The organism is Vibrio sp. 10N.261.51.A3, from assembly GCF_041471965.1.
GTDB classification, from domain to species: domain Bacteria; phylum Pseudomonadota; class Gammaproteobacteria; order Enterobacterales; family Vibrionaceae; genus Vibrio; species Vibrio crassostreae_C.
Map to the genome: position 1 here is coordinate 13,887 of NZ_JBFRPK010000024.1, position 26,234 is coordinate 40,120.

30 protein-coding genes are annotated in these 26,234 nt (G+C 45.1%); 22 read left to right on the forward strand and 8 right to left on the reverse strand.

Annotated features, from left to right (window positions below):
* The first annotated feature begins 563 nt into the window (after positions 1-563).
* Together AB4371_RS06750 and AB4371_RS06755 are read left to right on the forward strand one after the other, a co-directional pair.
* Positions 564-1,430, forward strand: a complete 867-nt coding sequence (locus tag AB4371_RS06750; RefSeq protein ID WP_372149293.1) for a glycerol kinase — start codon at positions 564-566, stop codon at positions 1,428-1,430.
* A gap of 291 nt (positions 1,431-1,721) precedes the next feature.
* Positions 1,722-2,378, forward strand: a complete 657-nt coding sequence (locus tag AB4371_RS06755; RefSeq protein ID WP_017061511.1) for an NAD(P)H-dependent oxidoreductase — start codon at positions 1,722-1,724, stop codon at positions 2,376-2,378.
* Positions 2,379-2,525: 147 nt separating this feature from the next.
* Here the strand turns inward: AB4371_RS06755 and gltS are convergent, their stop codons facing one another.
* Both gltS and AB4371_RS06765 read right to left on the reverse strand, forming a co-directional pair.
* Entirely contained in the window at positions 2,526-3,752 is a 1,227-nt protein-coding gene (gene gltS, locus AB4371_RS06760) for a sodium/glutamate symporter (protein ID WP_017060972.1), read from the reverse strand.
* Positions 3,753-4,067: 315 nt separating this feature from the next.
* The gene (locus AB4371_RS06765; protein WP_017060971.1) at positions 4,068-4,424 is read right to left on the reverse strand and encodes a YibL family ribosome-associated protein; all 357 of its coding nucleotides are present in this window, start codon (positions 4,422-4,424) and stop codon (positions 4,068-4,070) included.
* Positions 4,425-4,750: 326 nt separating this feature from the next.
* Between AB4371_RS06765 and AB4371_RS06770 the strand changes: the two genes are divergently transcribed.
* On the forward strand, positions 4,751-5,548 hold the full coding sequence (locus AB4371_RS06770) for a DUF4344 domain-containing metallopeptidase (protein ID WP_017060970.1): 798 nt from the start codon (positions 4,751-4,753) through the stop codon (positions 5,546-5,548).
* 143 nt (positions 5,549-5,691) lie between these two features.
* On the opposite strand, the gene AB4371_RS06775 is transcribed toward AB4371_RS06770, so the two are convergent.
* Positions 5,692-6,078 carry a tautomerase family protein gene (locus tag AB4371_RS06775; protein WP_017070218.1) on the reverse strand — a complete coding sequence of 129 codons (387 nt, stop codon included), beginning with the start codon at positions 6,076-6,078 and terminating at the stop codon, positions 5,692-5,694.
* Positions 6,079-6,330: 252 nt separating this feature from the next.
* On the opposite strand from AB4371_RS06775, the gene AB4371_RS06780 reads away from it, so the two are divergent.
* From AB4371_RS06780 to AB4371_RS06855, 16 genes are all read left to right on the forward strand, one after another.
* Positions 6,331-6,951 carry an LON peptidase substrate-binding domain-containing protein gene (locus tag AB4371_RS06780; protein WP_372083731.1) on the forward strand — a complete coding sequence of 207 codons (621 nt, stop codon included), beginning with the start codon at positions 6,331-6,333 and terminating at the stop codon, positions 6,949-6,951.
* A gap of 110 nt (positions 6,952-7,061) precedes the next feature.
* Positions 7,062-7,709 carry a sigma-70 family RNA polymerase sigma factor gene (locus AB4371_RS06785; protein ID WP_017060967.1) on the forward strand — a complete coding sequence of 216 codons (648 nt, stop codon included), beginning with the start codon at positions 7,062-7,064 and terminating at the stop codon, positions 7,707-7,709.
* Entirely contained in the window at positions 7,702-8,382 is a 681-nt protein-coding gene (locus AB4371_RS06790) for a ChrR family anti-sigma-E factor (protein ID WP_102320406.1), read from the forward strand. The genes AB4371_RS06785 and AB4371_RS06790 overlap by 8 nt, the downstream gene beginning before the upstream one ends.
* Before the next feature lie 174 nt (positions 8,383-8,556).
* Positions 8,557-9,504, forward strand: coding sequence for a YbgA family protein (locus AB4371_RS06795; RefSeq protein WP_372149296.1), 948 nt, complete (start codon positions 8,557-8,559; stop codon positions 9,502-9,504).
* A complete protein-coding gene (phrB, locus tag AB4371_RS06800; protein ID WP_372149299.1) occupies positions 9,501-10,916 on the forward strand; it encodes a deoxyribodipyrimidine photo-lyase in 1,416 nt (471 codons plus the stop codon). The genes AB4371_RS06795 and phrB overlap by 4 nt, the downstream gene beginning before the upstream one ends.
* A gap of 14 nt (positions 10,917-10,930) precedes the next feature.
* Positions 10,931-11,362: a nuclear transport factor 2 family protein gene (locus tag AB4371_RS06805; RefSeq protein WP_050647550.1), complete on the forward strand. Its 432-nt coding sequence runs from the start codon at positions 10,931-10,933 to the stop codon at positions 11,360-11,362.
* The gene (locus tag AB4371_RS06810) at positions 11,362-12,093 is read left to right on the forward strand and encodes an SDR family NAD(P)-dependent oxidoreductase (protein ID WP_017061282.1); all 732 of its coding nucleotides are present in this window, start codon (positions 11,362-11,364) and stop codon (positions 12,091-12,093) included. The genes AB4371_RS06805 and AB4371_RS06810 overlap by 1 nt, the downstream gene beginning before the upstream one ends.
* A 2-nt stretch (positions 12,094-12,095) precedes the next feature.
* On the forward strand, positions 12,096-13,367 hold the full coding sequence (locus tag AB4371_RS06815; RefSeq protein WP_102428126.1) for an NAD(P)/FAD-dependent oxidoreductase: 1,272 nt from the start codon (positions 12,096-12,098) through the stop codon (positions 13,365-13,367).
* Positions 13,364-14,170, forward strand: a complete 807-nt coding sequence (locus AB4371_RS06820) for a DUF1365 domain-containing protein (protein WP_017061280.1) — start codon at positions 13,364-13,366, stop codon at positions 14,168-14,170. Before AB4371_RS06815 ends, AB4371_RS06820 begins: the two co-directional genes overlap by 4 nt.
* A gap of 105 nt (positions 14,171-14,275) precedes the next feature.
* Positions 14,276-15,556: a cyclopropane-fatty-acyl-phospholipid synthase family protein gene (locus AB4371_RS06825; RefSeq protein ID WP_017061279.1), complete on the forward strand. Its 1,281-nt coding sequence runs from the start codon at positions 14,276-14,278 to the stop codon at positions 15,554-15,556.
* On the forward strand, positions 15,534-16,055 hold the full coding sequence (locus tag AB4371_RS06830) for a DUF2878 domain-containing protein (RefSeq protein ID WP_102320402.1): 522 nt from the start codon (positions 15,534-15,536) through the stop codon (positions 16,053-16,055). The genes AB4371_RS06825 and AB4371_RS06830 overlap by 23 nt, the downstream gene beginning before the upstream one ends.
* Before the next feature lie 3 nt (positions 16,056-16,058).
* Entirely contained in the window at positions 16,059-16,634 is a 576-nt protein-coding gene (locus AB4371_RS06835) for a chalcone isomerase family protein (RefSeq protein WP_017061277.1), read from the forward strand.
* Complete coding sequence (locus tag AB4371_RS06840) at positions 16,631-17,173, forward strand: DUF3833 domain-containing protein (protein WP_372149302.1); 543 nt, start codon at positions 16,631-16,633, stop codon at positions 17,171-17,173. Before AB4371_RS06835 ends, AB4371_RS06840 begins: the two co-directional genes overlap by 4 nt.
* 246 nt (positions 17,174-17,419) lie before the next feature.
* Positions 17,420-17,683 (forward strand): hypothetical protein, encoded by a 264-nt coding sequence (locus AB4371_RS06845; protein ID WP_017061275.1) that lies wholly within the window; start codon positions 17,420-17,422, stop codon positions 17,681-17,683.
* Between the two features lie 264 nt (positions 17,684-17,947).
* The gene (locus AB4371_RS06850) at positions 17,948-18,616 is read left to right on the forward strand and encodes an SDR family NAD(P)-dependent oxidoreductase (protein WP_372149305.1); all 669 of its coding nucleotides are present in this window, start codon (positions 17,948-17,950) and stop codon (positions 18,614-18,616) included.
* A 131-nt stretch (positions 18,617-18,747) separates the two neighbouring features.
* On the forward strand, positions 18,748-18,987 hold the full coding sequence (locus tag AB4371_RS06855) for an RNA-binding protein (protein WP_017061273.1): 240 nt from the start codon (positions 18,748-18,750) through the stop codon (positions 18,985-18,987).
* A gap of 144 nt (positions 18,988-19,131) precedes the next feature.
* Here AB4371_RS06855 and AB4371_RS06860 read toward each other — a convergent pair whose 3' ends face one another.
* From AB4371_RS06860 to AB4371_RS06875, 4 genes are all read right to left on the reverse strand, one after another.
* Entirely contained in the window at positions 19,132-19,476 is a 345-nt protein-coding gene (locus AB4371_RS06860) for a ribosome recycling factor family protein (protein ID WP_017061272.1), read from the reverse strand.
* A 169-nt stretch (positions 19,477-19,645) separates the two neighbouring features.
* Complete coding sequence (locus AB4371_RS06865; RefSeq protein WP_017065091.1) at positions 19,646-20,113, reverse strand: OsmC family protein; 468 nt, start codon at positions 20,111-20,113, stop codon at positions 19,646-19,648.
* A 28-nt stretch (positions 20,114-20,141) separates the two neighbouring features.
* Positions 20,142-20,534, reverse strand: coding sequence for a GFA family protein (locus tag AB4371_RS06870; protein ID WP_017061270.1), 393 nt, complete (start codon positions 20,532-20,534; stop codon positions 20,142-20,144).
* Positions 20,535-20,647: 113 nt separating this feature from the next.
* Positions 20,648-21,577, reverse strand: a complete 930-nt coding sequence (locus AB4371_RS06875) for a LysR family transcriptional regulator (RefSeq protein WP_102320399.1) — start codon at positions 21,575-21,577, stop codon at positions 20,648-20,650.
* 173 nt (positions 21,578-21,750) lie between these two features.
* On the opposite strand from AB4371_RS06875, the gene AB4371_RS06880 reads away from it, so the two are divergent.
* From AB4371_RS06880 to AB4371_RS06890, 3 genes are all read left to right on the forward strand, one after another.
* Positions 21,751-22,434, forward strand: coding sequence for an SDR family oxidoreductase (locus tag AB4371_RS06880; RefSeq protein WP_017070207.1), 684 nt, complete (start codon positions 21,751-21,753; stop codon positions 22,432-22,434).
* 83 nt (positions 22,435-22,517) lie between these two features.
* Positions 22,518-23,726 (forward strand): MFS transporter, encoded by a 1,209-nt coding sequence (locus tag AB4371_RS06885; protein ID WP_372149307.1) that lies wholly within the window; start codon positions 22,518-22,520, stop codon positions 23,724-23,726.
* 48 nt (positions 23,727-23,774) lie between these two features.
* A complete protein-coding gene (locus AB4371_RS06890; protein ID WP_372054499.1) occupies positions 23,775-24,863 on the forward strand; it encodes an alkene reductase in 1,089 nt (362 codons plus the stop codon).
* A gap of 297 nt (positions 24,864-25,160) precedes the next feature.
* On the opposite strand, the gene rlmJ is transcribed toward AB4371_RS06890, so the two are convergent.
* Positions 25,161-26,027, reverse strand: a complete 867-nt coding sequence (rlmJ, locus tag AB4371_RS06895; protein ID WP_102428121.1) for a 23S rRNA (adenine(2030)-N(6))-methyltransferase RlmJ — start codon at positions 26,025-26,027, stop codon at positions 25,161-25,163.
* Positions 26,028-26,234 lie beyond the last annotated feature (207 nt).

A 26,234-nucleotide genomic window follows, 5' to 3' on the forward strand; every position in this document is an offset into this window, starting at 1 on the left:
CCCCGTAATGTATTGGTTGGTCAAATGACCGAAAGTGTGTACTCAAAAGTCGATTAAAATGTATCACAACATTTCCAAAATGCACCTTAGCCCAACTTTCGTGATAGCCATCACACACGAAAAGCACTTTCGGGTTAACAAGCACACCTTAGATCACAAAAACACCATGAATTTAAATTACAAAGCCAAATTAATGAGAATAGATATCATCAACACACGATCTAGATCACATTTTATTTTGTAATACTTAAAAATAAATAGTGATTAAGGTCACATTTAATAAAATATAGCATCTAAGATCTATATAAACCGTATAAAAGAACATCGTGTCACGTATATAAAATATGCACCCAGATGAGCAAAATCGCGACACCTGTAATTTAATTACAGGTTGAGCTACATTTTGCTAAACATACAAAACGAGACCTAACGCTCTACTAAAAACATAGACCACTGAACTGCAGTTAGCATTGATAGATGTGATATGGTATTTACCAACGCTATCGCATCATATATATATCCAACACCCATCAGCTGATCACTCCGCTATTTGAGAAAAGACTATGCCAGACAAAATTTCCACATCCGCACTCGCTAAACAAAAAGGCATAGAAGCTAAAGCTTTATTTAGCGATCTAAAAACAGCGGGCTATATAGTGCGTTCACAAGAGCGTTGGATTCTCACAGAACGGGGAGAAAGCTTTGGTGGGGAATATGTCGAACACAAGAAGTTTGGTGTCTTTATTGTCTGGCCAGAGAAACTGCTTATCGATTTGGACTCATTCTCAGGAAAAACACTCACCGCCACCCAGCTTGGCAGTGCCTTTCAACTCAGCGCAAAGAAAATCAACTTACTGCTCAACGAGCTTGGTTGGATAACAAAAGAAGAAGACGGTTGGCATGTCACCTCTACAGGCTTAAAAGCCGGAGGTGAACAAAGAGAAGACAAAGCGACTCAAAACTTATTCGTGGTATGGCACGACTCATTGGTTCGCAATAAGCGTTTAAAGCAGTCTGTTGTTGAATTCCTAGGGCATGATGCTGAAAGCCACTCGACCGATGTGTCATTCTCCAGTTTTCGTCAGAAATTTGAGGCGAAGCACCGAAGCTTAGACGGGCATTATGTTCGATCAAAGGGAGAGCTGATCATTGATAACTGGCTTTATATGGCAGGAGTGGTCCATGCGTACGAGCGTCCGCTTCCGATATCAAAAGAAGTGATCAGCGATTTTTATCTACCAAGTGGCAAAGTATACATCCAGTTCTGGGGAACTGATTCTGCGCCAATCGCCGAAAATAAACGTGAAGCTACGAGAAAAATCTATGAAGAGCATGGTTTTGGTTTAATCGAAATCACGCCAGAAGATATCCCCAACCTAGACAGCGTACTTCCGCCATTATTGCGCCAATATGGTATCAAAGCGTACTAAGCTACTGAATCTAGAGATTCCACCTCCATTAAGATCACACTTATTGAATCATTATGGACATTATTAACCATAGTGATTTGATATGTTCGCTATTTTTCCCGAGTCATTCTTCTATTATCTTACACCCATCGACTTGAGCTACCGCAGATACTCGATTTATTGGGGCATGTTCGATAACTATTTAGACGTTCAATCTATTGAGATTCGTTTAAATTGGTTATCCGTTTATTGTTGACGTAACTGAACATAAAACCCTACAACATTTATTATTGATAGATATTAGGATTCAACATGACTCATCCAATCATTACTGATCTAAACACTCGTTACACAGCTAAAAAATACGATGCAGAAAAGCGCATCTCTGCGGAAGACATGGAAGTAATCAAAGAAGCACTTCGCTTGTCAGCTTCTTCTATCAACTCTCAGCCTTGGAAATTCATCATCATTGAGAGTGACGCAGCAAAACAACGCTTCCACAATACTTTCGAAAACATGTTCCAGTTTAACCAACCACATGCGAAAGAAGCGTCACACACGATCCTGTTTGCTCACGATCCTAAGTACACTAAAGAGAAATTCGCGAAGCGTGCTGATACAGAAGTAAGCTCTGGTCACTTACCAGCTGAAATGTACGAGCAATTCTTAGGTGCTTACGCATTCGCAGAAATGAACACAGACGAAACAGGTTTCAACGGTAACTGGACTAAGTCTCAAGTTTACATCGCACTAGGTAACACACTGCACACACTAGCTCGTCTAGGTATCGCTTCAACACCTATGGAAGGTGTAGATGCAGCTATGATCAGCGAAGAGTTTGCTGACGAACTAGAAGGTCACGTTGTTGATGTAGCTCTAGCTATCGGCTACCACAAAGACGGCGAAGACTACAACTACGGCAAACCAAAAGCGCGCCTAGCTCTTGATGAAGTCGTTACAACACTTTAGGGCGTGTTGATGTGACAGAGCCCTAACCGCAGGGGTATCAGGCAAGAAAACCTCGATAAACAAGAACAAAAAAAGCCAGTCAACAGACTGGCTTTCTTGTATTCATCTTAGTGCGATAAGCACATTGCGTTTAAGTAAAGGCGAACATTAACCGATAAACGAGATGTAACCCTGAAGGATAATCAGGTTAACGATATCGATAAAGAAGGCACCAACAATTGGCACCACCATGAACGCCTGTGGTGAAGGACCAAAACGGTTCACCAAAGAGCCCATGTTCATTACCGCTGTTGGTGTTGCACCTAGGCCGAAACCACAGTGACCACCTGCCATAACCGCTGCGTCGTAGTTAGAACCCATTACTTTGAACGTCACAAAGTAAGAGAAGATACCTAACACAACCGCCTGAACCGCCAGGATAACCAAGAACGGAATCGCAAGGTCAAATATGTTCCAAAGCTTAAGGCTCATTAGCGCCATTGCTAGGAACAGTGACAATGACACCGTACCAAGAATATCGACCGTTTCGCTGTCAGTCTTATGCAGCTTAGTCACTTCAAACACGTTAGTGATGAAAACACCGATAAACAACGCGTAAACGAAGTCAGGAATCATCAACCAAGAAATTTCAAAAGTCGCCACCCACTGCTCTAGGTACTTCGCACCCGTGATACAGATAAGAAGGATGAACAACACTTCAATCACCTTCTTCGCCGTCACTTTGTCTTCTTCATACTCGTTGTAAGTAACAAGTTCAGGGAAGCGTTCATGTGTTTGCGTGCCAGTGCCGTACTCAGATTCAAGCTGGTTTTTATCAATCAGCTTTTGCGCCACTGGGCTACCGATAATACCACCGATGATCAAACCAAAGGTCGCTGAAGCCATCGCGATTTCTAGCGTATTTGCAATGCCAAACGTGTCTGCAAAAGTTTGAGACCAAGCCGCGCCTGTGCCGTGACCGCCCGAAAGGGTGATAGAGCCAGCAATCAAACCCATCAAGGGTTCAAGGCCTAGTGCCGTAGCTAAGGTTACGCCTACACCGTTTTGGATAATGATGTAAACCGACGCTACCCCTAAGAATAGGAATACCTTAGCACCACCTTTTATCAGCTGCGTGTAGTTCGCCGCAAGACCGACCGTTGCAAAGAACATCAACATAAACGTGTTCTGCAGGGGCAAGGAAAACTCAAGATCAAGGCCGTTAAAGTGCAGGGCTGTAATAGCAAAAGCGACAATCAAGCCGCCGACAATGGGCTCTGGAATGTTGTACTTTTTGAGAATCGGAAGCTTTGCATTGACGAAATGACCTAGAAACAAAACACTAATCGCGATTAGGAAGGATTCTAGTGGTCCAATTGAAATTAATTGATTCATATAACCTCTATTTTTTTACGTTCTCATCTTCCCTAATGAGTCTAGTTTTATCTGTAATTATTTGTGCTGCTCTACCTATATTTATACAAACTGGAGAGAAAGTGTGGATTCGAAAAGCGAACACATTACTGCGATCGCTTAGTACCATGTTAGTAGCACGTTAACTTTTATAGGAGATAAAAGGATTTGTGACAACAGTCACCTCCTAAAAGTTGAAAACGGCGTGAGTATCTATGCCGCTGACTCTGCTTTCTTAATACCTAAAAAAGCAAAAGGAGCTATTTCTAGCTCCTCTTTCATCACCATCGCTGGTAATTAGAATTTTTTCGGTGCGTAACCAGTCATAACCTCAATGCGAAGTTCTTTACCGATCTTCGTCATTGGGTGAACAATTACGAGTCCTTTAACAGACTTTTTAAGTTTACCCATATCCGCTTGCTCAGCCTTAGTGATCTCACGGCTAAATGGCATATCAACCAGAGACTTACGCTCTTGGTTCACATCATAGCTTTCTTTGTGTTTAAGCTGGGCAATTTTCTTAGTTAGCTTCTTAATCTCTTCCTCGAACTGACGAACAACAGGACGATCATTACGAGTTTTAGCAGCATCTAACTTGTGGCGACACTTGTCTAGACGGTTGTTAATTTGTTGAAGTTCGTTTTTAACACTCATAATAATTTCCTAAGATTAAACAAGCCAATTCGGATTGGGGCGCGGAGTATAGCACAAGGGTTGTGTTGAACCGAAATTTATCTGTTAATTACCAATAGAAACGAATCACATCGACACCGCTCATTCAGCTTACTTATTCTTTGTGGCGAATCTCTAAGCGGATTATTCATTGATAGGATAGCGCCTACTTCAAAAATTGCAGTCCTCGATGCATCAAAATTCCGTCTAAACTTATACTCTAACGCAATAACTAAATCAGGGTACACAGCTTGGAGTTGTTACCCCCAGCACGACTCTGAATCGCAACGTAATCACAAGGATAGCCGATGACATTATTGAAACGAACATTGACCTGCAGCCTAGCCCTGAGTGCAATGTTTGCCACAACTTATGCATCTAGTGAACAAGCCACCCAAAGTAACCTAATCGTCGAGTACTCTACACCGCAAAATACCGAAGAAGAGCAGCTCAAACGAGAGATTCAAAGCAGTGGCGTTAATGACACCGTGGTCGACCTATCAAACCAACTCTTCATGTTTGAGAAGCCATTAACCATTCAATATGGCGGGGAAGAAGGACCACTCTACGATCCACAAACCCATCAAGTACTGATCCCTTACAGTTTTTACGCTGAGTCACTCAATTACTTTGAGAAGAACCAATACGAAAAAGAGTATGGGAAATCTGCGCAAACCGGCGCTATTGATACCTTGCTGCACACCCTGCTACACGAGACTGGGCATGCGTATATCGAAGATCAGAACATTGCCATATTGGGTAAAGAAGAAGATGCGGTTGATAACCTAGCAACCGTGCTACTGCTTAACTACGTAGAGCATGGGGCCGACGCTGCTATCAGCGCTGCAGACATGTTCGCTTTCGAGTCAGAAGACCGCCCAGAGTATTACGACTTGGGGGAATACATCGACGAGCACAGTTTCGACCTGCAGCGTTACTTCTCCACGTTATGCTTGGTGTATGGCAGCGATCCCGATGCCTATAAGAACTTGCTCGATGAAGTGGAAAACGACTATTTGAAAGACAGAAAAGAGTTCTGCGTTGAGCACTTTGACGTGATCAATGAAAATTGGCATCAGTATTTAAAAAAGAGTGACGATGCTTAGATGCTTAGATGCTTAGATGCTTAAAGGTTAGTGTCGAGAACTAGGAAAACGGCTTTGGCATCAAATTCCAAAGCCGTCACTCGATAGATTGGCTTAAGTCTTACGTGTTAAGAGTTAAGAGTTAAGAGTTAAGAGCTTAAACCCTAGACCTTCACTTTATACTTCAGATCTTGAGCTTCATCGCCGGTCATGCCTCGAAATCCCCAGCAGTGCGATGGCTGTTCCTTAATGGTGATTTCAATATCAATTGGAGAGATAGCTAACTGCTTCTCTATCTCAGAAAATATCTTCTTAATTAAGCGCTTTTTGGTGTTTACCGCTCGACCTTCCATCATGTTGATCTCAATGACGGTATAGGCTTCTGTTCTTCCTTCCGGGTAAAAGAAGTCATCTCGTTCCAATGGCACAAACCGATGTGCTCGCTTGTCATCGGGTAAACCCATTTCACTGTTTAAGCACTGCTGCAACACATTAGAGAGCTGCAACTTAATTGGATTTAAGCACTCTTTGATACCATAAATAACAATCATGACCATTCCTTTGATGCGATGTTAGGTATAGAAGAACGTCAGATAGAAGCATCGCCTGGCGACTACCTATTCGCTTACTATTTGTACACATATTACCTAATGACGCGTATGGGAAAAGGTAAAAACAATGAATTTATGAACAGGTGCAACAAAATACTTATCCCTTTGCCAACATAAGCCGAAGCGAATTGATCGAACACCACCCTCCCCGCGTATATCTTCTCAAATCACATTTGAACTAAGGAGTGCTATGTGCCGAATTCACCTAGGAAGACCACGCGGACAGACGCCGAACCAGAAACACCCGTAGAGTCTTCTCTGAAGCTTGCTGTGTTTCCTCTCCCTATCTTTCTTTTACCGGGAGGCAGGCAAAGACTGCGCATTTTTGAGCCAAAGTATCTCGCGATGGTTGCTCACGCAGCGCAGGGCGATGGTTTCATTATCGCCACTCAAGACAACACTAACTCTGATCATCTCAGTTCTTGGGGAACAAAGGTGACCATCGTAGACTTCAATATGTCGGAAGACCAAATATTAGAAATTGATGTTGAAGGCGAAAAGTTGGTGCAATTGCATGGGTCGTTTCGAGACGATGATGACCTGATTAAAAGTAAGTTCAGATCGTTGCCACACTGGCCTACCGATGAATATAAAGTGCCTAACGTGTTTACCGCTTTTTTGGTTCAGTTGTTTCGCGACCACGATTCGATAAGAACACTCTATCCCACTCCTGATTTTGAGAGCCCACAATGGATCTGTGCGCGATTGCTCGAAATGATGCCTATCCCACTGGAAAAGAAAACAGAATTTACTGAGCCAGCCAGTTTTCCGTCTCTAGTTCCTTTTTTGAATCAAATCATTACGGGGCAATAAGCACTTTTCTTCACTATAATTTTGTATAGTAGAAATTAATTTAAATTAAAGTGATCCCGACTTTCTCCTTTCACGTAGTGCCCATCAAATTCGCATGATGGTTAGTTACTATGCAAGTGGAAAGCAGAAGTTCAGGGAACGGCAAGGAGCATGTCATTATTCCCGATAACAAAGTACCTACAGACAACAAAGTACCGACAGAGCTCTCGAGCTGGCTGGTGTTGGTTGGTACAGACCGAGACAAGCAGGCGTTCACCTGTTTGTTCAAGTTCTTCGCTCCTAAGATCAAGCGTTTTGGTATCAGTAAGTTGGGTGGCGAAGCTGCTGCAAACGAGCTAGTTCAAGACACGATGACTAATGTTTGGAAGAAAGCACATCTCTACAATGTAGATAAAGGCGCTGCGACCACTTGGGTCTACACGGTAATGCGTAATGCAGCATTCGACATGTTGCGCAAAGTGAAAGCGAAAGCCGAACAAACGATAGCCGACGATATCTGGCCAATCGATGCGATGGTAGCCGAGTCTCAAAGCGAAGATTTGCCATTCGGTGACCATTTGATGAGCCGACACGTAATGACTCAAATAGAAAAGTTGCCTCTCGCTCAGAAAACCATCGTCAAAGGCGTTTACTTTCAAGAGCTCTCTCAAGAGCAACTCGCTCAGCAACTTGGCGTCCCACTTGGAACAGTGAAATCACGTCTGAGACTCGCTTTAGCCAAATTAAAAGTTCACATGGGGGAACAAGACCATGATTAAACATCACCCAAACGCGGCAATCTTGAAAGACTTCGTCGATGGCACGTTGGCTGATTCAGTTTCTTTGATTGTTTCTAGCCATGTAGAGCTGTGTGAACACTGCCAACAACAAGTCAAGCAGCTTACAGCTGTAGCAGCGAATAATGCTTTTGACGCAGAGCCAGTATTCTCAAGTGAAGATCTAGACAGCTTCTCAATGGACGACATGGACTTTGATTTTGACGCGATAGAGCAAATCACAGCTGATACTTCTCAGTCTGTTGAAGTGACTCCAGAGGTTCAGAAAGTAACTGTTGCTGACACGACATTCACAATCCCTCGCGCTCTAAACTCAGTAGCGAGAAAGGACTGGATGAACCTAGGCAAAATTTCACGAGCAAGACTCGATTTTGCTGACGAAGCACACCACACCAGCTTGTTGCACATCGACAAAGATGGACAAGTGCCTTGCCACACCCACAAAGGCTTCGAGATCACGCTTCTTCTAGAGGGCAGTTTCGAAGACGAAATGGGCGTTTACAACAAAGGTGACTTCATCTGGTTGGATGGCAATCACACTCATCAACCGGCAACAAAAGAAGGTTGTGTCTGTTTAACCGTTTCAAGTGATGCGCTTTACTTCACAAAAGGTGTGAGCCAGCTATTCAATCCACTTGGAAAATATATCTATTAACCCAGTTGCAAGCTATAAATATACAGGATGGCATGAAGCTATCTTGTATATCGTCAATACATCTGAATAAAAACAACTACGGTGTCAAAGTAAAAATACACCCAGCTCTGTAAGTACGATTAGCAATGTTGAACTATAAGAAAAAGCTCAGAGCAAGAGCAAAGGAGTTGGCCAATGGAAAAGAAAATCAAAATCGGTATCAGTGCATGTGTTGCTGGACACAAAGTACGTTTCGACACAGGTCATAAACGCTCTCGTTTTTGTACAGACGACCTAGCAGACTACGTGGAATTGGAACCTGTTTGCCCAGAGATGGCTGTTGGTCTTCCAACCCCTCGTCCAACCATTCGTCAAACAAGAATGCTAGATGACATCATCCATGTTTCTCGCCCTGATGGCTCAGGTGATGTGACCAACGAACTGATCGAGTTCGGTCAAAACTACTCAAAGAAAAACCAACACATTGCTGGCTTTATTGTGTGTCAAAAAAGCCCAACCTGCGGTATGGAGCGCGTGAAGGTGTACCACCACCATGGTCGCGGCTCTGAATCGACTGGCGTAGGCATGTTCACCCAACAAATTATGGACGGTAACCCGTTACTCCCCGTTGAAGAAAACGGTCGCCTTAACGATCCCATTTTGCGTGAAAACTTCATGACTCGAGTATTCACATACCAAAAATGGCTCGATCTTGTGGATGAAGGTGTGACCAAACACAAACTGATTCAGTTCCACAGCGCCCACAAGTACCTCGTCATGTGTCACCACGTTGAGGGTTACAAAAGCTTAGGCAAACTGCTAGCGGGTAATGACTTAGAAATCGACGAATTGGCGGCTCAATACATCGAGGGCTTGATGACAGCATTGTCACATCACGCGAATCGAGGCAGTCACGCCAATACGCTGCATCATTTGCAGGGTTACTTTAAGAAACAACTGAGTAGCACCCACAAACAAGAGTTGACCAACCAAATTGCAGCTTTTCGAGAAGGTGTTATCCCACTGTTAGTGCCGCTGACACTGATCAATCACTACCTGATGGAATACCCGAACGAATACCTAGAATCACAGGTTTACCTAAACCCGCACCCTCAAGAACTTAAACTGAGATACGGATATTGAGCGACATACTATGGATACGACGAGACCTGCGGATTCTCGATAACCCAGCGCTCGTCTCGGCAGTTGAAAACGGCGTAACAATCGCCGTTTTCATTTCAACTCCTCAAACGTGGCAGCAGCACCACCTTGCGCCAATCAAAGCTGATTTTATCTATCGTCATCTAAAACAACTCGATTCCCAGCTCGCTGAATTAGGGATAACGTTGCTTCACCTAAAAGCGACCGATTTTGACGACCAATCCAATCAACTCATCGATCTATGCCAGCAGCTTGATGCCAAGTGCGTCTACGCTAACTCTGAACCAGAGGTCGATGAACAAGCTCGCGATAAAAAGCTGATTTCAAGCGGCCTAAACCTGAAGATCAGCGATTGTGACGTTATGCTGCCACTCGGTAGCGTTCTCAACAAACAAGGCGAGATGTTCAAAGTCTTTACGCCCTTTAAGAACGCTTGGTTAAAAGAAGTTCAGGTGAAAGGCATCATCTGCAGTCCAGCTCCTGTCGAGTCAGCTGAACGTTCACAAACACAGCTTCCTGACGACTTACAAGCCTTAACCATCTCTGCTGACTATGATTTCGATTTTCCGCGTGTTGATTCGAGTCGCTGGCCATTAAGCCAAGATGTATTGGGCAATGTGATCCCCAATTTCTTAGGCAATAAAGTCAACGACTACGCACGTCTGAGAGATATTCCCTCAGTTAAAGGAACATCGGGGCTATCACCTTATTTAGCGATTGGCGCCGTGAGCCCACGTTGGTTAGCGATTCAATTGATTCAGCAGCAACCCGATCTGTTATTTGATACGCAATTACCGGCCTTTTGTTGGCTCAATGAATTGATTTGGCGAGATTTTTATAAGCATTTGATGTTCCACCACCCTAAACTGGTCAAAGGTGCTAACTTTCAGCAAAAATACAATGGTTTAGATTGGTATCACGATCATCCTAGCTTCAAAGCTTGGTGCGAAGGAAAAACAGGATATCCATTGGTTGATGCCGCAATGCGTCAACTGGTTGAAACGGGCTGGATGCACAACAGACTAAGAATGGTGGTGGCAAGCTTCCTAACCAAGCACCTGCTTATTGACTGGCGTTGGGGCGAGCGTTTCTTTATGTCGCACCTTATCGACGGAGACTTTAGTGCCAACAATGGTGGCTGGCAGTGGGCTTCAAGTACTGGCTGTGATGCTCAACCTTACTTCCGAATTTTCAATCCAATCACTCAGAGTGAAAAGTTTGATCCAAAAGGAATTTTTATTCGTAAGTACATACCAGAGCTGCAAAATATCCCAGATAAGCATGTACATTTCCCACATGACTTTATCGCTAAAAACGGAATAGACAGCGAATACTGGCAACCCATCGTTGAGCATAAAGAAGCACGATTGAGAGCCTTAGCCTTCTTCAAATAATTAGAGTGAATATTATGGATAACTCTCTATGGCTTGATAACTTTCTCAACATGTATCGAGAACTCGGAACCGACAATTTCGACGTGCTTAAGACGGTTTATCACCCTGATATTGAATTCCAAGATCCGCTGCATCATGTCAGCGGTATTTCGGCGCTTACGCACTACTTCGAGAACCTCTACACCCAAGTAACCAGCTGTTACTTTCATATCGAACACACTTTCGAAGCGAACGACGAAGCTTCCGTTTACTGGACGATGCAGTTTGCTCACAAGCAATTAAATGGGCAAAAGCCAATCGAAGTACAAGGACACAGCCATCTCAAGATGCTCGACGGTCAAGTGATTTACCACAGAGACTACCTCGACGTCGGTTCTATGTTGTATGAACACATTCCAGTACTGGGCTGCGCGATAAAATCCATCAAAAAGAGGGCGAGCCGATAATGCGTATTATGATTACAGGCGCGACCTCTGGTATCGGCCAATCCCTAGCTAAAGATTACGCTCAGCAAGGGCATCAGGTGATTGCTTGTGGCCGCAACTCAGACAAGCTGCAAGCCTTAGTTGACTCGCACGAGACAGACGTCGCGCATTCATCAATTTCACCGCTCTGTTTCGACTTGACTGATTACCACAACTTCCCAGAACTCGACCAAGACAAGCCGCTCGACCTGCTGATTTTAAATGCAGGTGATTGTGAGTACATCGACGACCCAGTGAATTTTGATGCCGAGCTTTTTGAGCGTGTCATCAACATAAACCTAATTTCAATTGGCTACGCCCTTAAAGCTTGGTTAAAAAACATCAAGCCCGGCGGCCGTTTGGTTTTAGTCAGCTCCAGCGCCAGCTTTTTACCTTTGCCAAGAGCCGAGGCTTATGGCGCTTCAAAGGCAGCCCTCACCTACTTAGGCAGAACACTTTCGGTTGATCTGGCAACGCACAACATTCATGTCTCAATTGTGCACCCTGGCTTTGTTGAAACGCCATTAACCGAGCGAAATACGTTCTCTATGCCTATGATTATTAGTAGTGAGGCCGCAACTCAGCGAATCGTAAATGGTATCGCTCAAGGAAAGAGTGAAATCGATTTCCCAAGACGATTCATCATGTTGATGAAGCTACTAAGAATGCTCCCAACTCCAGTTTGGCAAAAACTCGCTTCAAGGATGGTATAACAATGAAGAAAATCGCCATTATTGGTTCAGGTATCTCTGGACTCACTTGCGCGCATATATTAGATAAGCACCACGACGTAACAGTATTCGAAAAGAATGATTACGTTGGGGGGCACACCGCGACCGTTGATATTGAACATCAAGGCTCGGCGTTTTCGATAGATACAGGTTTCATCGTATTCAACGATCGAACCTACCCGAATTTCAATCAGCTTCTAGAACAACTCGATGTCGAAAGGCAACCGACTGAGATGAGCTTCAGCGTCCACAACACGACGACCAAGTTTGAATACAACGGCCACAGCATTAATTCGTTATTCGCGCAGAGGAGCAACATCTTCAAACCTCAGTTCTGGTCTTTAGTGTCTGACATTCTCAAGTTCAACAAGCTGTGTAAGGCTCAGTTTGAAAGCAATGAATTCACACCAGACGTTACCCTTGGCAGTTTCCTACGAGATAATCAATTTTCCGACTTTTTCAGCCAGCACTACATCTTACCGATGGGCGCGGCGATTTGGTCGACAAGCTTGGAAGAAATGGAAGAGTTTGAGCTCAAGTTCTTCATTCAGTTTTTCTACAACCATGGATTGCTCGATATCGCGAACCGTCCTCAGTGGTATGTGATTCCAAAGGGATCGCGTTCTTATGTTGAAATCATCCTTTCACGCCTAAGTAAGACTGTTGCACTGAATACATCGATTAAACAAGTGACTCGCCAAGAAACAGGCGTCACGATTGAATTTGAAGATGGCAGCGCACAAGGTTTCGACGAAGTAATATTTGCCTGCCACTCAGACCAAGCCTTACGCTTGCTTGGTGATGCAACAGAACAAGAGCAACAGGTACTGGGCGAGATCCCATACAGCCGCAATGAAGTGGTTCTGCACACCGATACTCGCTTGTTACCAGACAGAAAACTGGCTTGGGCAAGCTGGAACTACATGTTGGATGGCGACAGTAAACGACCTGCCTGTGTCACGTACAACATGAACATTCTGCAAGGCATCGAAAGCCAAGACACCTTCTGTGTCACCTTGAATCAAAGCGAAGCCATCGACCCAGAAAAAATTATTCGCAGCTTTGTTTATCATCACCCGGTACTTAATTCGAACACGGTCGAAGCTCAGCACAAGCGTGAGCAAATCTGTGGCAAAAACCAGACGCACTTTGCTGGCGCTTATTGGTATAACGGCTTCCATGAAGACGGTGTCCACAGTGCACTCGATGTGACCAAACGCTTCGGTTTAGATTTGAGTACGAGTTCCGCGCTATGAACAGTCAAACCCTGACACCCGAGATGGGGATCGCATCCGAAAAGAGTGAAGAGCTCAGCGGTATCTATTGGGGTAACGTCAGACATCGCCGCTTTGGCGACATCACTCATGAGTTCAGCTATCAGCTGTATATGATGGGGTTAGATCTTGATGAGCTGCCCCAAACCACAGCGCGCAGTGCGCTGTTCGGAACTCGTTGGTACAACCCGATTCGCTTTGTCGAATCGGATTATCTCGCTGAAAAAAAAGAAAATGTCACCACGGATGAACCAAAATCACTTAAGCAACGTATAGCTTCCAAAGTGCAACAACTTGGTGGGGTTTGGTCTGATTCAAACCGTGTGACGATGCTGGCTCAGTGCCGCTGTTTAGGCATCTACTTCAGCCCAATCAACTGTTTCTTCTGTTATGACGAGACTGGAGATTGTAAGTACATGTTGGCTGAGGTGAGTAACACGCCTTGGCGAGAAAGACACTACTATCTCATCGACATGCACCAAGAATTGAAGGTAAAAAAAGAGTTTCACGTTTCGCCGTTCATGGATTTGAACATGACTTATTTTTGGAAGATTAAGCCACCAGCGAAACGCACGTTAGTTCACATCGAAAGCCGCCGAGACGACAAGCTTTTCGATGCGACACTAGCCCTGACGAAGCAGTCAGTAACCAAGACAAACATTAGACGAACGGTATTCAAGATTCCGGCGATGACGATCAAAGTCGTGATGGGAATTTATTATCAGGCTCTCAAATTATTCCTGAAAAAAGTACCGTTTGTGGCGCATCCAGACTCAACATCTTAAGCGCTTAAAACAGAAATCATTTCTAGCTTGGGTTCGCTCCAATCAAGGAGCTGAACTCAGCTTAGTTGGCACAAAATATTAGAATGAGTTATCAGCGAGGTTTACATGGAACAGCTTGCCAAACAAAACAACAATATTGAACAACAAGCTAAAGCCGTTGCTGTTTCAAGCAACTGTAAATATCGAGCTTTAATCTTCAAGGTGTTAGAAAGCCTGCAATTCGCGACGCTCGAGATCATTGAGCGCGACCAGCATTCGGTGTTCGGTGATCGAGAAGCAGACTTGAAAGGTCGAATCGTGATTCATGATGCGACCTTTTTTAGAGATGTGGTCATCAATGGCAGCATTGGGGCATCTGAAGCCTATATCGATGGTAAATGGACCAGCCCAAACCTCACGCGTGTGATTCAAATCATGGCTCGTAACCAAGCCCAATTGGATGAGCTTGATGACAAGACACAATGGATTTCTCGCATCAAAAACCTATTGCTGCGCCGTAAGAATGCCAACACCGAGCAAGGCTCTAAGCGAAATATTCTCGCCCACTACGATATTGGCAACGAGCTGTATGAGCGCTTCTTAGATAGCTCGATGCAGTACTCTTCCGCAATCTACAGCGAAGACGCAGAAACCTTGTCGAAGGCTCAACAAAACAAAATGAAAACCATCTGTGAGCGACTAGAACTGTCTGAGAAAGATAGCGTGGTCGAGATAGGCACAGGGTGGGGCGGCTTAGCCATCTTCATGGCGCAACACTACGGTTGCCACGTCACCACTACCACGATCTCAGATGCCCAACATGCACTTGCTGAACAGAGAGTAAAAGCGCTTGGTTTAACCGACAAAATCACCCTGCTCAAAGAGGATTATCGCAATCTCACTGGTGAGTATGACAAGTTGGTTTCGATCGAGATGATAGAGGCGGTCGGACATGAGTATCTACAAACCTTCTTTGAAAAATGTTCCTCGCTACTTAAGCCCTCAGGCAAGATGCTGATTCAAGCAATTACTATTGCTGACAGCCGTTACGACAAATACCGCAAAGGTGTCGACTTTATTCAGAAGTACATCTTCCCCGGCGGTTGCCTACCTTCTGTTTCAGTGATGACCCAACACCTTGCGACCAGCACCGACCTTGTGGTTCAAGAAATTGATGACATTGGCCTGCACTACGCTCGAACGCTGAATGATTGGAACATCGCCTTTGAAAATAGTTGGGAAGAGCTAGAGTCTCTCGGCTATTCAGAAGAGTTTAAACGCTTATGGACCTTCTACTTCTGCTACTGTGAAGGCGCATTCAAAGAGCGCGTGATCAGCACTCACCATGTAGTCGCAAGAAAACCTCGTTACTTTGGAGAAAAAGATGAAGCGGTTTTGGATTATTAATCTCGTACTGTTTCAAGCGACCTGGGTTTGCAGTGCTTTCTTTACCGCGCAAGCCCCGTTCGTCACACCACTGATTGTAGTGGTTCACTTCCTTCTATCACCGACTCGCAGTAGCGATTTGAAGATACTCATTTTATTACCATTGGGGCTATTGCTTGATAGCCTCTTACTCCACTTCGGCGTGTTTGCCGTCGACTTTGAAATTGCGAATCAATCGTGGTTCCCGGTGTGGCTTGTCTGCCTGTGGATCATGTTCTTAATCAGTTTTAACCACAGCCTAAATTGGCTTTTAAAATGCTCGAAAGTGATCTTGTTTGTCATAGGGTTCGTAGCAGGTACTAGTAGTTATTGGGGAGGCATCAAAGCAGGTGCTCTTCTTACTACTTGGCCAGATGCATCGGTAGTTGCTGCCCTTGCAATAAGTTGGGGGATTTTGTTGCCCTTACTGGTGGCCGCCTACTCCAACTTAATACAACCTAAAATGGCAATAACGAGGTGACTTATGGCTTATCCACGCAACCCGACACAAACGTTCAAACCTGAGCGAGGTATTGTTCGCGCTCATCAGCAAGCAAAAAACACACTTCTAAGCTTTATTACTCTCCCGTTAATCTTTGCTGCGCTGTTATTTGCCGGACACGCTAGAGCCTCTGCTGTCGATGATCTGAACAAACGTGGTGAGGGTGAAATGAGTTACCTGTTTTGGACTCTCTACTCGGCAGAATTCTACGCGACTCCAACCAACTCCGAACGAGCTTTGAAGCTTGAGTATTACCGCTCTATCGATAGCAAAGACCTCGTAGACGCTACCGAAGATCAGTGGAACAAGCTTGGCTACTCTGACAGCAACATTCAACGTTGGTTGAAACCCTTGTACGCGATGTGGCCGAACGTGGAAGAAGGAAGCACACTCACGATTCGTGTCGCTGAAGATAACGTAAGTCGTTTTTATTTCGATGAACAACCGATCGGCACCATCCAAGACAAGCAATTTGGTGAAGCCTTTCTAGCGATTTGGTTGTCTGAAAACACCTCTGAACCCGGTCTTCGTAAACAACTTTTAGGTTTGAACAAATGAATCCAAAAACAACAATAATAAAATTTGCTCTGGCATTTTTTTCACTCACTTGGCTAGTGGGCTGTGGCTCTGCAAGTTTAGAAGACCATGTCGACACAACGCCAGAGCTCAAGCTTGAAACCTTTTTTAATGGCGAGCTAATGGCCTACGGCATGGTGCTAGACCGCTCTGGTAACTTACTGCGCCGCTTTGATGCCAAACTGATCGCGACTTGGGACGGTGACAACGGAGAAATAAAAGAGTGGTTTTCTTTTGCTGATGGCGAGCGCTCAACTCGCGTTTGGAATCTGATCAAAACGGGCGAAAACACCTATTCTGGGACTGCCAACGATGTCGTTGGAACCGCTTATGGTGAAACCCAAGGTTCTGCGCTGTATTGGAAATATGATCTAGAAATTGAAGTAGACGGCAGCACCTATGAAGTGGTGCTCGATGATTGGATGTTCTTAATGGACGATAAACGCTTGTTCAACAAGACTGAGATGTCTAAGTTTGGCTTTAAAGTCGGAGATGTCATCTTATACATCGAGAAGATTTGATGTAACTGCCGTTTCTGATTCTTAGTTTTAAATCGATGACTACATCTACAGTACGTAACAAAACAGCCCACAACGAAAATTGTGGGCTGTTTTGTTTGATCCCTCGAATAGCATACCTGCATGCTCAAGCCATTGTGCTAAGATGCGCCACCAGCATACAAATGGACTAGACTGACACTAAGCAGTCCCCATTTGTTTCGCTAAGCGTAGATTCCCTACCATGAATAATTGAAAAGGCTTTAAAGCATGAGCAAGTTGACCTCAGCGGAGCGTAAAGCTCGCGACAATGAACGTTTCTCACAACGCGTAAACGACCGCAGAGAAAAAGGTGAAGACGTAGTTGCTTACGCACTGACCAACAAAAAAGCTGTAAAATTCCTGACTAAGTCAGAGAAAAAACGTTTCAACGAAACGAGAGCGACTCTGCAAGAAGAGAAGCGAGTGAAAGAACAAGAAGAGCTTAACCGAATCGAAGACGCGTTCACGATCAAACAGTTCGACGACGAATAATCACTTATGATTACTCAAAAGCGCTGGCTCTATGCCGGCGCTTTTACTTGTTAGTTCTGCTACTTTTTGGCTGTGTTATTTCTGACCAAACCAGTCGATTCTTAACGACTTTCCCCACACTCTTATTCCCCTACGGCTCAACCGATCACCCAAGCTATCAACCAGGCTATCAACCAGGCTATCGATCAACTTTAGCCATAGATCTCAGAAAATCTTAGCCTAGCCCCTTACTATCTCGAATCAACTCTACAAATTGAAGACAGTATGATTTTAATTACCGGATCAAGCAGCGGTTTAGGCGCAGCTCTCGCGAAACAATATGCTAACACCGACGCTCAGCGCGTAGCCATTACAGGTCGCAATGCACAACGTTTAGCAGAAGTGGCGCAAGGCCTACCTGCGAATACCATTAGCCAAGCGTGTGATCTCTGTGACCCGCACTCAGTGAGCGAGTTATTGGATGCGTTACCTGAAATGCCGAAGCTGGTGATCCACAGCGCTGGCAGTGGGTACTTCGGTAAGATAGAACAGCAAGATCCAACCATCATCAGCGACATGCTGAAGAACAATATTGAGTCTTCGATCTTTTTGATTCGCGAGCTTGTACAGCGCTACAAAGATCAATCGGTCACCATCGCTGTGGTGATGTCGACGGCGGCACAAGGTGCTAAAGCTGAAGAGTCCACCTACTGCGCGGCAAAATGGGCCGTGAAAGGCTTTATCGAATCGGTAAGGTTAGAGCTAAAAGGTCACCCGATGAAAATCGTGGCGGTTTACCCTGGAGGAATGGCGACCGAGTTTTGGAATACAAGCGGTAAAGGCATGGATACCTCGAGCTTTATGACCGCGCAAGAAGCCGCTCAGATGCTACAACAGGCGTTGACCAGCACAGAGCATGGATTCGTGTCAGATATCACGATAAACCGCGGCTAGCAGGTAAACAGCTCGCTTAATCGGTAAATAGAGCGACACATTACCAAAGAAATGATTAGAGTAATTATTTGTGAGGGTGAGCATGAAAGTGTGCGACAATGCTCGGCGTAAATTCATATTCAAGGTTTATTATGAAACTTCTAGTTCGTAACCTATCGCGCTCTACCTCTGAGCAAGACATCCGTGTGCTATTTTCTGAGTTTGGCTCAGTAAAAGAGTGCAGCCTAGTTTTAGACCAAGAAACTGGCGACTCAAAAGGCTTCGCTTTTGTTGAAATGCCAGAGCAAGAAGAAGCTAAAGCGGCACTAAACAAGCTGAACTTGTCAAAGCTTGGCAAAAACACGATTCGTGTAAAAGTAGCGAACTCTTAATCGATTCAATGCTTCATCAGCCGCATGGCTTAGCTTAACAGCAGCACAGATGATAAAGCCCGTAACGATATGACGTTTTCCAGCGCAATATCGTTACGGGCTTTTTGCTGCTCGCAATTCTCTTTTCACACGATTTGAATACGCCTACAGACCTTCATGTTCATCAATAGCACGTCTTGCTTCGGCCATTGAACATCCAGATTCCATCACCAGCTGAGCCACAGTCATTGAAGGTGTAGCGGCCAACAGAGATGCCAAACACACCACGGGTTTAGGCAGCACTTTGTCGATTGCAATTGCTATCCAACCGTCTTTTTCATGGGTTAACATCGTTTTAAATTCAACGAGTTGATACTCTTGAGCGACCAACAGCCAATTACGCGAACGACGAACTCGTTTCAACTGACATCCACATTCCGCAGCATTCACCATCACTTGGCTTTTATCACTCACACGATGTACAAAACTATTCAATGGGACGCTAAACATAACTCTCTGCTAATCAATCTATTCCTACCATTCAAGAGCTCTCTACCTATCTCTCAAAACTTTCTAACTGTCACTCAATTAAAACCGTACGTAGGATTACACAGACACAAAAAAACCGCCAGTGATGCACTAAGCAACCTCGCGGTTTTTGGATGTTAACGTGTGTGGTTTACGCTTTAGTTTCTACCACAATGTCCGTTTTTACCGAGTTCGCGATAAAGCAGTTTTTGTGCGCCAAGTGGTGCAGTTTGTCGAGCTGCTTGGCGGTGGGCTTTTTGGTACCTAAAAACACAATTTTAGGGCGCAGAGTCACCTTAGTGACCGATGAGCGGCCAGATTCATCTTCTTCCAGCACACCAATCGCATCATCGACATAGGAGTCGATCACGTACTTCTGCTTTGCGGCAATGCCCAAAAACGTCAGCATATGGCAGCTAGAAAGTGCCGCGATAAACGCTTCTTCTGGATCAACATTCGCTTCCACCGAAAACGGCAGTGGCACAACATGTGGAGAGGACGAAGCAGGCACAGTGACACCACCATCGAACTCCCACGTATGACCTCGACTGTATTGATTGTCGCTAAAGACTTCATCTTCTGCTTTTTTCCAGCGAATGATCGCTCCGTATTCAGACATAATTCCTTCCTTTTTTATGCTCAATAAATTAACGATCAGCTGGATGATTGACACCATCGTTGGTCACCACATCACCAATATCAAAAGGGTTTACCCCTTCCAAACAGCCGATGTTAAAACCGTATTCATTTGGGCTAGAACGGCGTTGATGATGGGTATAGATGCCGCAGTTTGAGCAGAAATAATGCTTTGCGGTGTTGGTATTGAATTGATAAAGCTTGAGATGCTCCGCACCTTTGAGGATCTTGATGCCGTCCAGTGCAACAGAGCCCACAATCGCTCCCCTGCGACGACAGATAGAGCAATCACAGCGGCGTGGTTTTTCTATCCCGTTAGGTAAGCTGAACTCTAGTTCAACCGCACCGCAATGGCAGGTTGCCTTGTGAAAAGGTTGGATAACCGTATCTCCGACGACTTTCATTTTTCTCTCCAATCACATCCTTATGTTGGTCGTATCATAACCAGTTCAATGTTCTCTGTCCGTACCCGGGTGTTGAGTTCGAGAGATCTGTCATGCGCTGCTTCTCGGCTAATCTAACTAGACTTTTCAACCAAATCGCCAAACCGCTCAAACAAGAAATCAAGAAACAACCGGATACGCTTGGGCTGATATTTCTTGCTGATGTACACCACATTCAAATCGGCACTCGACACCGACATCGCGGTGTTGAAGTTCTTCATGTAGCCATTAAGCAGCGTCACAAGGCGCTGGTTATTGATGTCGCCTTGCACATCCAGTACCGATTTAAGAGCAATGCCCTCGCCTTTTAATGCCCAGTAGCGAATCACTTCGCCATCGTCTGAAAATCGCTTTGGAACAACAGTAATCGACTTCTTCATATCATGATCTTGGAAGTGCCATGTCTTGAGCTCTTCATTGCTGCGCAGCATGGCTAAACAATCGTGATCTACCAAATCTTGTGGTGTTAACGGTGTTCCATGCTTGGCAAGATATTCAGGAGAAGCACACAGCACACGTCGGCTTGGTGACAAGCGTCTGGATATCAAACTGCTGTCGACCAATTCACCATAACGGACCACGATATCCATGCCAGATTCAGCAATGTTCGAGAGGTTATCGTTCAAGTAGAGGTAAGGGATCACGTCGGGATATTGCTGACAGAACTCAGAGAGAATCGGAAGAATGTACTGCTTTCCGATGTCTTTCGGCGCGGCGATTTTGAGTGGACCTTTGACCTCTTTGACGCCATTTTGGATCAGGTTTTCGGCCTCACTGACATTATCCAATATCTCCAGACACGCCTTGTGATACAGCTCGCCAGAGTCGGTTAAAGACACATGGCGCGTACTTCGATTCAACAACTTCACACCATATCGCTCTTCCAGCGCTTGAAGCCTTGCTGTCATGGTCGCAGGTGATAAACCCAGTTCGCGCCCAGCCGCCGCTAACCCGTGATGCTTAACAATACTGACGAACATCGCCATATCTGAAAACTTATCCATACGATTCTCGCTTCCGTCTCTTCGTCTTACTTCTCGATCTTAATGCTCGATCTCAACACTTAGCCACACTATTCAGATTATCCGAATAATGAATTTATATTTTAGACAATTATCAAATTTAGTCGAATACATATAATGACAAACATCAACAGAACAACGCAGGAATTCAGAGCATGACTAACGAATCGACTAATCAAGAGCAGCGCACTTTCGTCATCATTGGTGGCACATCAGGCATCGGTAAAGCACTCGCGATGAAATTGAGAAACGAAAACAACACAGTGCACGTCGCTAGCCGACATACAGGCCTTAATATCAGCAATGAAAAGTCAATTTGTGAATACTTCGAATCGATTGGCGTGTTTGATCACTTAATCGTAACGGCTGGCTCATCCGCTCCCGCAGGAAAAGTAACAGACGTAGCAACCGCAGACGCTAAGACAGCTTTTGACACTAAGTTTTGGGGCAGCTTAAACGTAGCAAAACATGCCTCACGCTACATGACGCCAAACGGCTCTATCACGCTCACGACAGGCATGTTGTCTCGCAAAGTAGTGGCTGGCACTTACGTAAAAACCGCCATCAACGCCGCGCTAGAAAGCGTAACCAAAATACTGGCGAAAGAGCTATCACCCATTCGCGTCAATGCCGTTAGCCCCGGCCTGACCATGACGGAAGCCTACAAAAACATGGACGACTCTGCTCGTGCAAGCATGTACGACAACGCCAAAAAGAATCTACCCGCAGGTAAGGTTGGCGAGCCTTCAGAGGTGGCTATGGGTTACCTATTCGCGATTAACAACCCATACGTAACAGGGTCAATCATCGACATCGACGGCGGCGCTCTACTCGGCTAACACCCCGCAAAAACATAAAGAACAATCGTTAGGGTGTTTATCTCAACGTCCTAACAAACAAGAATTTACATAGGTAACTCATTATGAAATCAAAAGCCATGACACAAGAAAAGATGCCATTCCAAGTTTGGATACTGACACTCGCAGCATTTGCAATTGGCACCGCTGAGTTTGTTATTGCAGGCATCCTTCCACAAATTGCCACATCCCTTTCGATCACCGAAGGTCAAGCCGGATACCTAATCAGTGCTTACGCATTGGCTATCGTTATCGGCGGCCCGATCTTAACAATCTACCTTGCGCGCTTTAATAAGAAGATAGTGCTGATTGGCTTAATGGCACTGTTCATCATCGGTAATGTCTTATCAGCCCTTGCTCCTAGCTACCCACTTCTACTTGCCAGCCGTGTTATCGCAGGCTTAGTGCAAGGCCCTTTTTATGGTATCGGTGCGGTTGTTGCAACCAACTTAGTGTCTGAAAAAATGGCAGGTCGTGCCGTTGGCCAAATGTTCGCAGGCTTAACACTCGCTAACGTTCTTGGCGTTCCAGCGGGTACTTGGGTTAGCTTGCAATTCGGCTGGCACACCACTTTCTTTACCGTGGCTGCACTTGGCACGATTGCGATGATTTCTATTCTAACGTCAATCAAATCGACTGGTCACAGTGAAGCAAAAGACATCAAAACTCAGCTGTTAGCGTTCAAAAACCCAATGCTGCTGATCAGCTTGGCAATCACTGCTTTTGCTTGGTCTGGCTTCATGACGCTATACGGATACCTTGCGCCAATCGCTATGCACATCACCGGCTACGGTCACGAGTCTGTTACTTGGATCTTAGTGATTGTGGGTGTCGGCTTAATCATCGGTAACACCTTGGGCGGACGCTCTTCAGATAAAAACCTAGGCAAAGCTTCAATGTTTTGGGCCGTTGCAATGATCGTGTCATTGGTTGTAGTTGGCCTTGTGGTAGACAACAAAATCCTATTCGTTGCAGCGGTATTTGTCTTTGGTATTGCATCATTTGCGAACGTTCCAGCAATGCAACTTCGAGTGATGAACAACGGTGGCGAAGGGCAAGAGCTAGCAGCAACCGCGAATATCTCAGCGTTTAATTTAGCCAATGCCTTTGGTGGATTCCTTGGCGGCATGGTACTCGACAGCCAACTAGGCGCAGGCATGATTCCATTCGCAGCCGTTGTTGTCCCTGTTATTGGTTTGCTGCTTATTGCGAAAGCCAACCGAGCGGGGAGGCCACAAAGCAACTCTATTTTCAGCCCAGCAGAAAGCAAATAAGCCCCAATAAAAAACGAAAGATCACAGCATTAAAACAAGGTAGAAACCATGAACAAATTATTCGAAGCATCAGAACTGAAAGGCCTAGCACTACAAAACCGCGTGGTTATGGCACCCATGACACGCGCTCGTACTAGCCAACCTGGAAACGTGCCAAACGACATGATGGCAACCTATTACCAACAACGCGCAAGTGCAGGGCTAATCATAACCGAAGCAACGCAGATATCAGACGACTCTCAAGGCTACTCATTCACTCCCGGAGTTTACACCGATGCACAAATCGAAGGTTGGAAGTCAGTCACCACAGCAGCTAAAGCACAAGGTGCCGCGATATTCTGCCAGCTATGGCACGTAGGCCGCGTGTCTCACCCTACCTTTCAAAAAGGCGAACTGCCGATAGCACCGTCCGCTTTGGCTCCAATAGAAACTCAGGTTTGGATCTCTGATGAGAATGGAAACGGCAACATGGTGGATTGCATCCAGCCAAGAGAAATGACCCAAGCAGACATCGATCGAGTGGTTCAAGATTTTGCTAACTCAGCGAAAAAAGCAGTCGAGGCAGGGTTCAACGGAGTGGAAATACACGGTGGCAATGGCTACCTGATTGATCAGTTCCTAAGAACCAATTCAAACAAACGCACCGACAACTACGGTGGAAGCCGTGAGAACCGCCTTCGCTTCCTGATTGAAGTGGTTGATGCTGTGATTGAAGAGATAGGTGCCGATAAAGTAGGTGTGCGCTTGGCGCCGTTCATCACCTTCAAAGACATGAACTGCCCAGATATCGTACCAACGATTTTAGAGGCATCGAAGGCACTTCAAGATCGAGACATAGCTTACCTGCACCTATCAGAAGCCGACTGGGATGATGCACCGGTTATCCCTGAAAGCTTCCGAATAGAGCTAAGGGAGCAATTCTCCAACACTATCATCGTCGCAGGCAACTACACACCACAACGCGCCGAAGAAGTGTTAAGCAAAGGCTATGCTGATCTCGTGGCATTTGGTCGCCCATTCGTAGCCAACCCAGATCTCGTATCACGCCTACAAAACGGCAGCGAACTATCAGAACTTGATGGCGCCACTCTGTTCGGCGGCAACGAAAAAGGCTACATCGATTATCCAGTGTTGTAGTGAATCTTAAATTGATAGAACTGCCTTAGATTTTCCTTCAGGCAAAAGAAAGGCTCGCGTGACTAGTGCGAGCCTTATGCAGTTTAGGGGGTAAACCACAATCTGATATTAATTAGGGGTAATTATTTAACTTATGAGCCATTATGCACTTGTGCGCATTGATATTCTATTTTTAAATGATTCACTGCAATTAATCAATCGATAAAAGTTAGCGTTTGGTCAATTTAAACCACATAGGTAACAGTGATTTAGTGAGTGATGTCTAGAAAACCATCATAAAACCCATAAAAATCAGATCTATAAACTTCTCATTTGCCAGTAACCTTCACCATTAGTCGCGAGTTGGCTGTGTAAATAATCGAGCGTATCTGCGACCGTTCCCGCAATGCCTTGGGGAGGATTGAACAACAGTAAACCACTACCGATCAGGCGATCATCACCCTTAGGATCTCGAAGGCGAAGCTCCGACTTAATCGGACTTGGCAGCAAACCATCTTTCACTGCGGTCACACAATGGTTCAAAATCAGTGAGCTCTTGTCATCCGTGTAGAGCGGGTACCAAATTAGTGCAGATACCTTCTCAGATTGCTGATACGCCTTAACCAAGGCATCAATCACCGCGAGATATTCTGAATCGGTTTCATAGGGTGGGTCGATAACAATCAGATGGTGGTTGTCATGTTTAGCAACGTCATCAGGTAACGCTTTAAGCCCATCACCTGCGCTAATCGTAAGCTTGCTTGAAATATCTAGGTTACATTGTAACTTCTCAATATTGGTTTGCAGTAAATCAGCTTCATCTTGCTGAATGTCTGAAAAATAGAAACTATCTTGGCTGCGACCTTGTTGGTAAGTGATGGCGGCAGAACCCGGATACAAAGAGATAAGTTGATTCGGATTGTAGTATTCCAGTACCGACATAAAAGAAGCGAATGCCGGAGGAAGATAAGCCTTATTGCGCCACAAGTACCCGACCCCTTCAGCAAACTCACCGGCGTGATTACTTGGTGCGGTGGTGAGGTCATAACACCCTGTACCTGAGTGCGTGTCGATAACATTGAGGCGTGAATGCTGCTGCATTAATGACTGAACAAGTGCACTCAATACTGGATGCTTCAGTGCATCACCATGGTCGCCTACATGACATTGATGTCGATATTTCATTCCCTTGCCTCATTTCTACTAACGTCATCTAAACATACTTCATATCATGAGGGCTTGCCTGCTCAATCCATCGTTTTTTGAAATAGGCTCACTTTTCTCTAACCAGTTGACTCTTATAAAAAAATAAAGCCCCTGAGCTTACTTAGGGGGCTAAGTGAGTTCAGGGGCTTTCATTATTGGTTTCGGTTAATAGCGTAAGTAAATCGG

What these genes read in the sequence shown, in the direction of transcription:
- AB4371_RS06750 (WP_372149293.1), top strand. Translation starts at nt 564, where the DNA reads ATGCCAGACAAAATTTCCACATCCGCACTCGCTAAACAAAAAGGCATA.
- AB4371_RS06755 (WP_017061511.1), top strand. Translation starts at nt 1,722, where the DNA reads ATGACTCATCCAATCATTACTGATCTAAACACTCGTTACACAGCTAAA.
- gltS (WP_017060972.1), bottom strand. Translation starts at nt 3,752, where the DNA reads ATGAATCAATTAATTTCAATTGGACCACTAGAATCCTTCCTAATCGCG.
- AB4371_RS06765 (WP_017060971.1), bottom strand. Translation starts at nt 4,424, where the DNA reads ATGAGTGTTAAAAACGAACTTCAACAAATTAACAACCGTCTAGACAAG.
- AB4371_RS06770 (WP_017060970.1), top strand. Translation starts at nt 4,751, where the DNA reads ATGACATTATTGAAACGAACATTGACCTGCAGCCTAGCCCTGAGTGCA.
- AB4371_RS06775 (WP_017070218.1), bottom strand. Translation starts at nt 6,078, where the DNA reads ATGATTGTTATTTATGGTATCAAAGAGTGCTTAAATCCAATTAAGTTG.
- AB4371_RS06785 (WP_017060967.1), top strand. Translation starts at nt 7,062, where the DNA reads ATGCAAGTGGAAAGCAGAAGTTCAGGGAACGGCAAGGAGCATGTCATT.
- AB4371_RS06790 (WP_102320406.1), top strand. Translation starts at nt 7,702, where the DNA reads ATGATTAAACATCACCCAAACGCGGCAATCTTGAAAGACTTCGTCGAT.
- AB4371_RS06795 (WP_372149296.1), top strand. Translation starts at nt 8,557, where the DNA reads ATGGAAAAGAAAATCAAAATCGGTATCAGTGCATGTGTTGCTGGACAC.
- AB4371_RS06805 (WP_050647550.1), top strand. Translation starts at nt 10,931, where the DNA reads ATGGATAACTCTCTATGGCTTGATAACTTTCTCAACATGTATCGAGAA.
- AB4371_RS06810 (WP_017061282.1), top strand. Translation starts at nt 11,362, where the DNA reads ATGCGTATTATGATTACAGGCGCGACCTCTGGTATCGGCCAATCCCTA.
- AB4371_RS06815 (WP_102428126.1), top strand. Translation starts at nt 12,096, where the DNA reads ATGAAGAAAATCGCCATTATTGGTTCAGGTATCTCTGGACTCACTTGC.
- AB4371_RS06820 (WP_017061280.1), top strand. Translation starts at nt 13,364, where the DNA reads ATGAACAGTCAAACCCTGACACCCGAGATGGGGATCGCATCCGAAAAG.
- AB4371_RS06825 (WP_017061279.1), top strand. Translation starts at nt 14,276, where the DNA reads ATGGAACAGCTTGCCAAACAAAACAACAATATTGAACAACAAGCTAAA.
- AB4371_RS06830 (WP_102320402.1), top strand. Translation starts at nt 15,534, where the DNA reads ATGAAGCGGTTTTGGATTATTAATCTCGTACTGTTTCAAGCGACCTGG.
- AB4371_RS06835 (WP_017061277.1), top strand. Translation starts at nt 16,059, where the DNA reads ATGGCTTATCCACGCAACCCGACACAAACGTTCAAACCTGAGCGAGGT.
- AB4371_RS06840 (WP_372149302.1), top strand. Translation starts at nt 16,631, where the DNA reads ATGAATCCAAAAACAACAATAATAAAATTTGCTCTGGCATTTTTTTCA.
- AB4371_RS06845 (WP_017061275.1), top strand. Translation starts at nt 17,420, where the DNA reads ATGAGCAAGTTGACCTCAGCGGAGCGTAAAGCTCGCGACAATGAACGT.
- AB4371_RS06850 (WP_372149305.1), top strand. Translation starts at nt 17,948, where the DNA reads ATGATTTTAATTACCGGATCAAGCAGCGGTTTAGGCGCAGCTCTCGCG.
- AB4371_RS06855 (WP_017061273.1), top strand. Translation starts at nt 18,748, where the DNA reads ATGAAACTTCTAGTTCGTAACCTATCGCGCTCTACCTCTGAGCAAGAC.
- AB4371_RS06860 (WP_017061272.1), bottom strand. Translation starts at nt 19,476, where the DNA reads ATGTTTAGCGTCCCATTGAATAGTTTTGTACATCGTGTGAGTGATAAA.
- AB4371_RS06865 (WP_017065091.1), bottom strand. Translation starts at nt 20,113, where the DNA reads ATGTCTGAATACGGAGCGATCATTCGCTGGAAAAAAGCAGAAGATGAA.
- AB4371_RS06870 (WP_017061270.1), bottom strand. Translation starts at nt 20,534, where the DNA reads ATGAAAGTCGTCGGAGATACGGTTATCCAACCTTTTCACAAGGCAACC.
- AB4371_RS06875 (WP_102320399.1), bottom strand. Translation starts at nt 21,577, where the DNA reads ATGGATAAGTTTTCAGATATGGCGATGTTCGTCAGTATTGTTAAGCAT.
- AB4371_RS06880 (WP_017070207.1), top strand. Translation starts at nt 21,751, where the DNA reads ATGACTAACGAATCGACTAATCAAGAGCAGCGCACTTTCGTCATCATT.
- AB4371_RS06885 (WP_372149307.1), top strand. Translation starts at nt 22,518, where the DNA reads ATGAAATCAAAAGCCATGACACAAGAAAAGATGCCATTCCAAGTTTGG.
- AB4371_RS06890 (WP_372054499.1), top strand. Translation starts at nt 23,775, where the DNA reads ATGAACAAATTATTCGAAGCATCAGAACTGAAAGGCCTAGCACTACAA.
- rlmJ (WP_102428121.1), bottom strand. Translation starts at nt 26,027, where the DNA reads ATGAAATATCGACATCAATGTCATGTAGGCGACCATGGTGATGCACTG.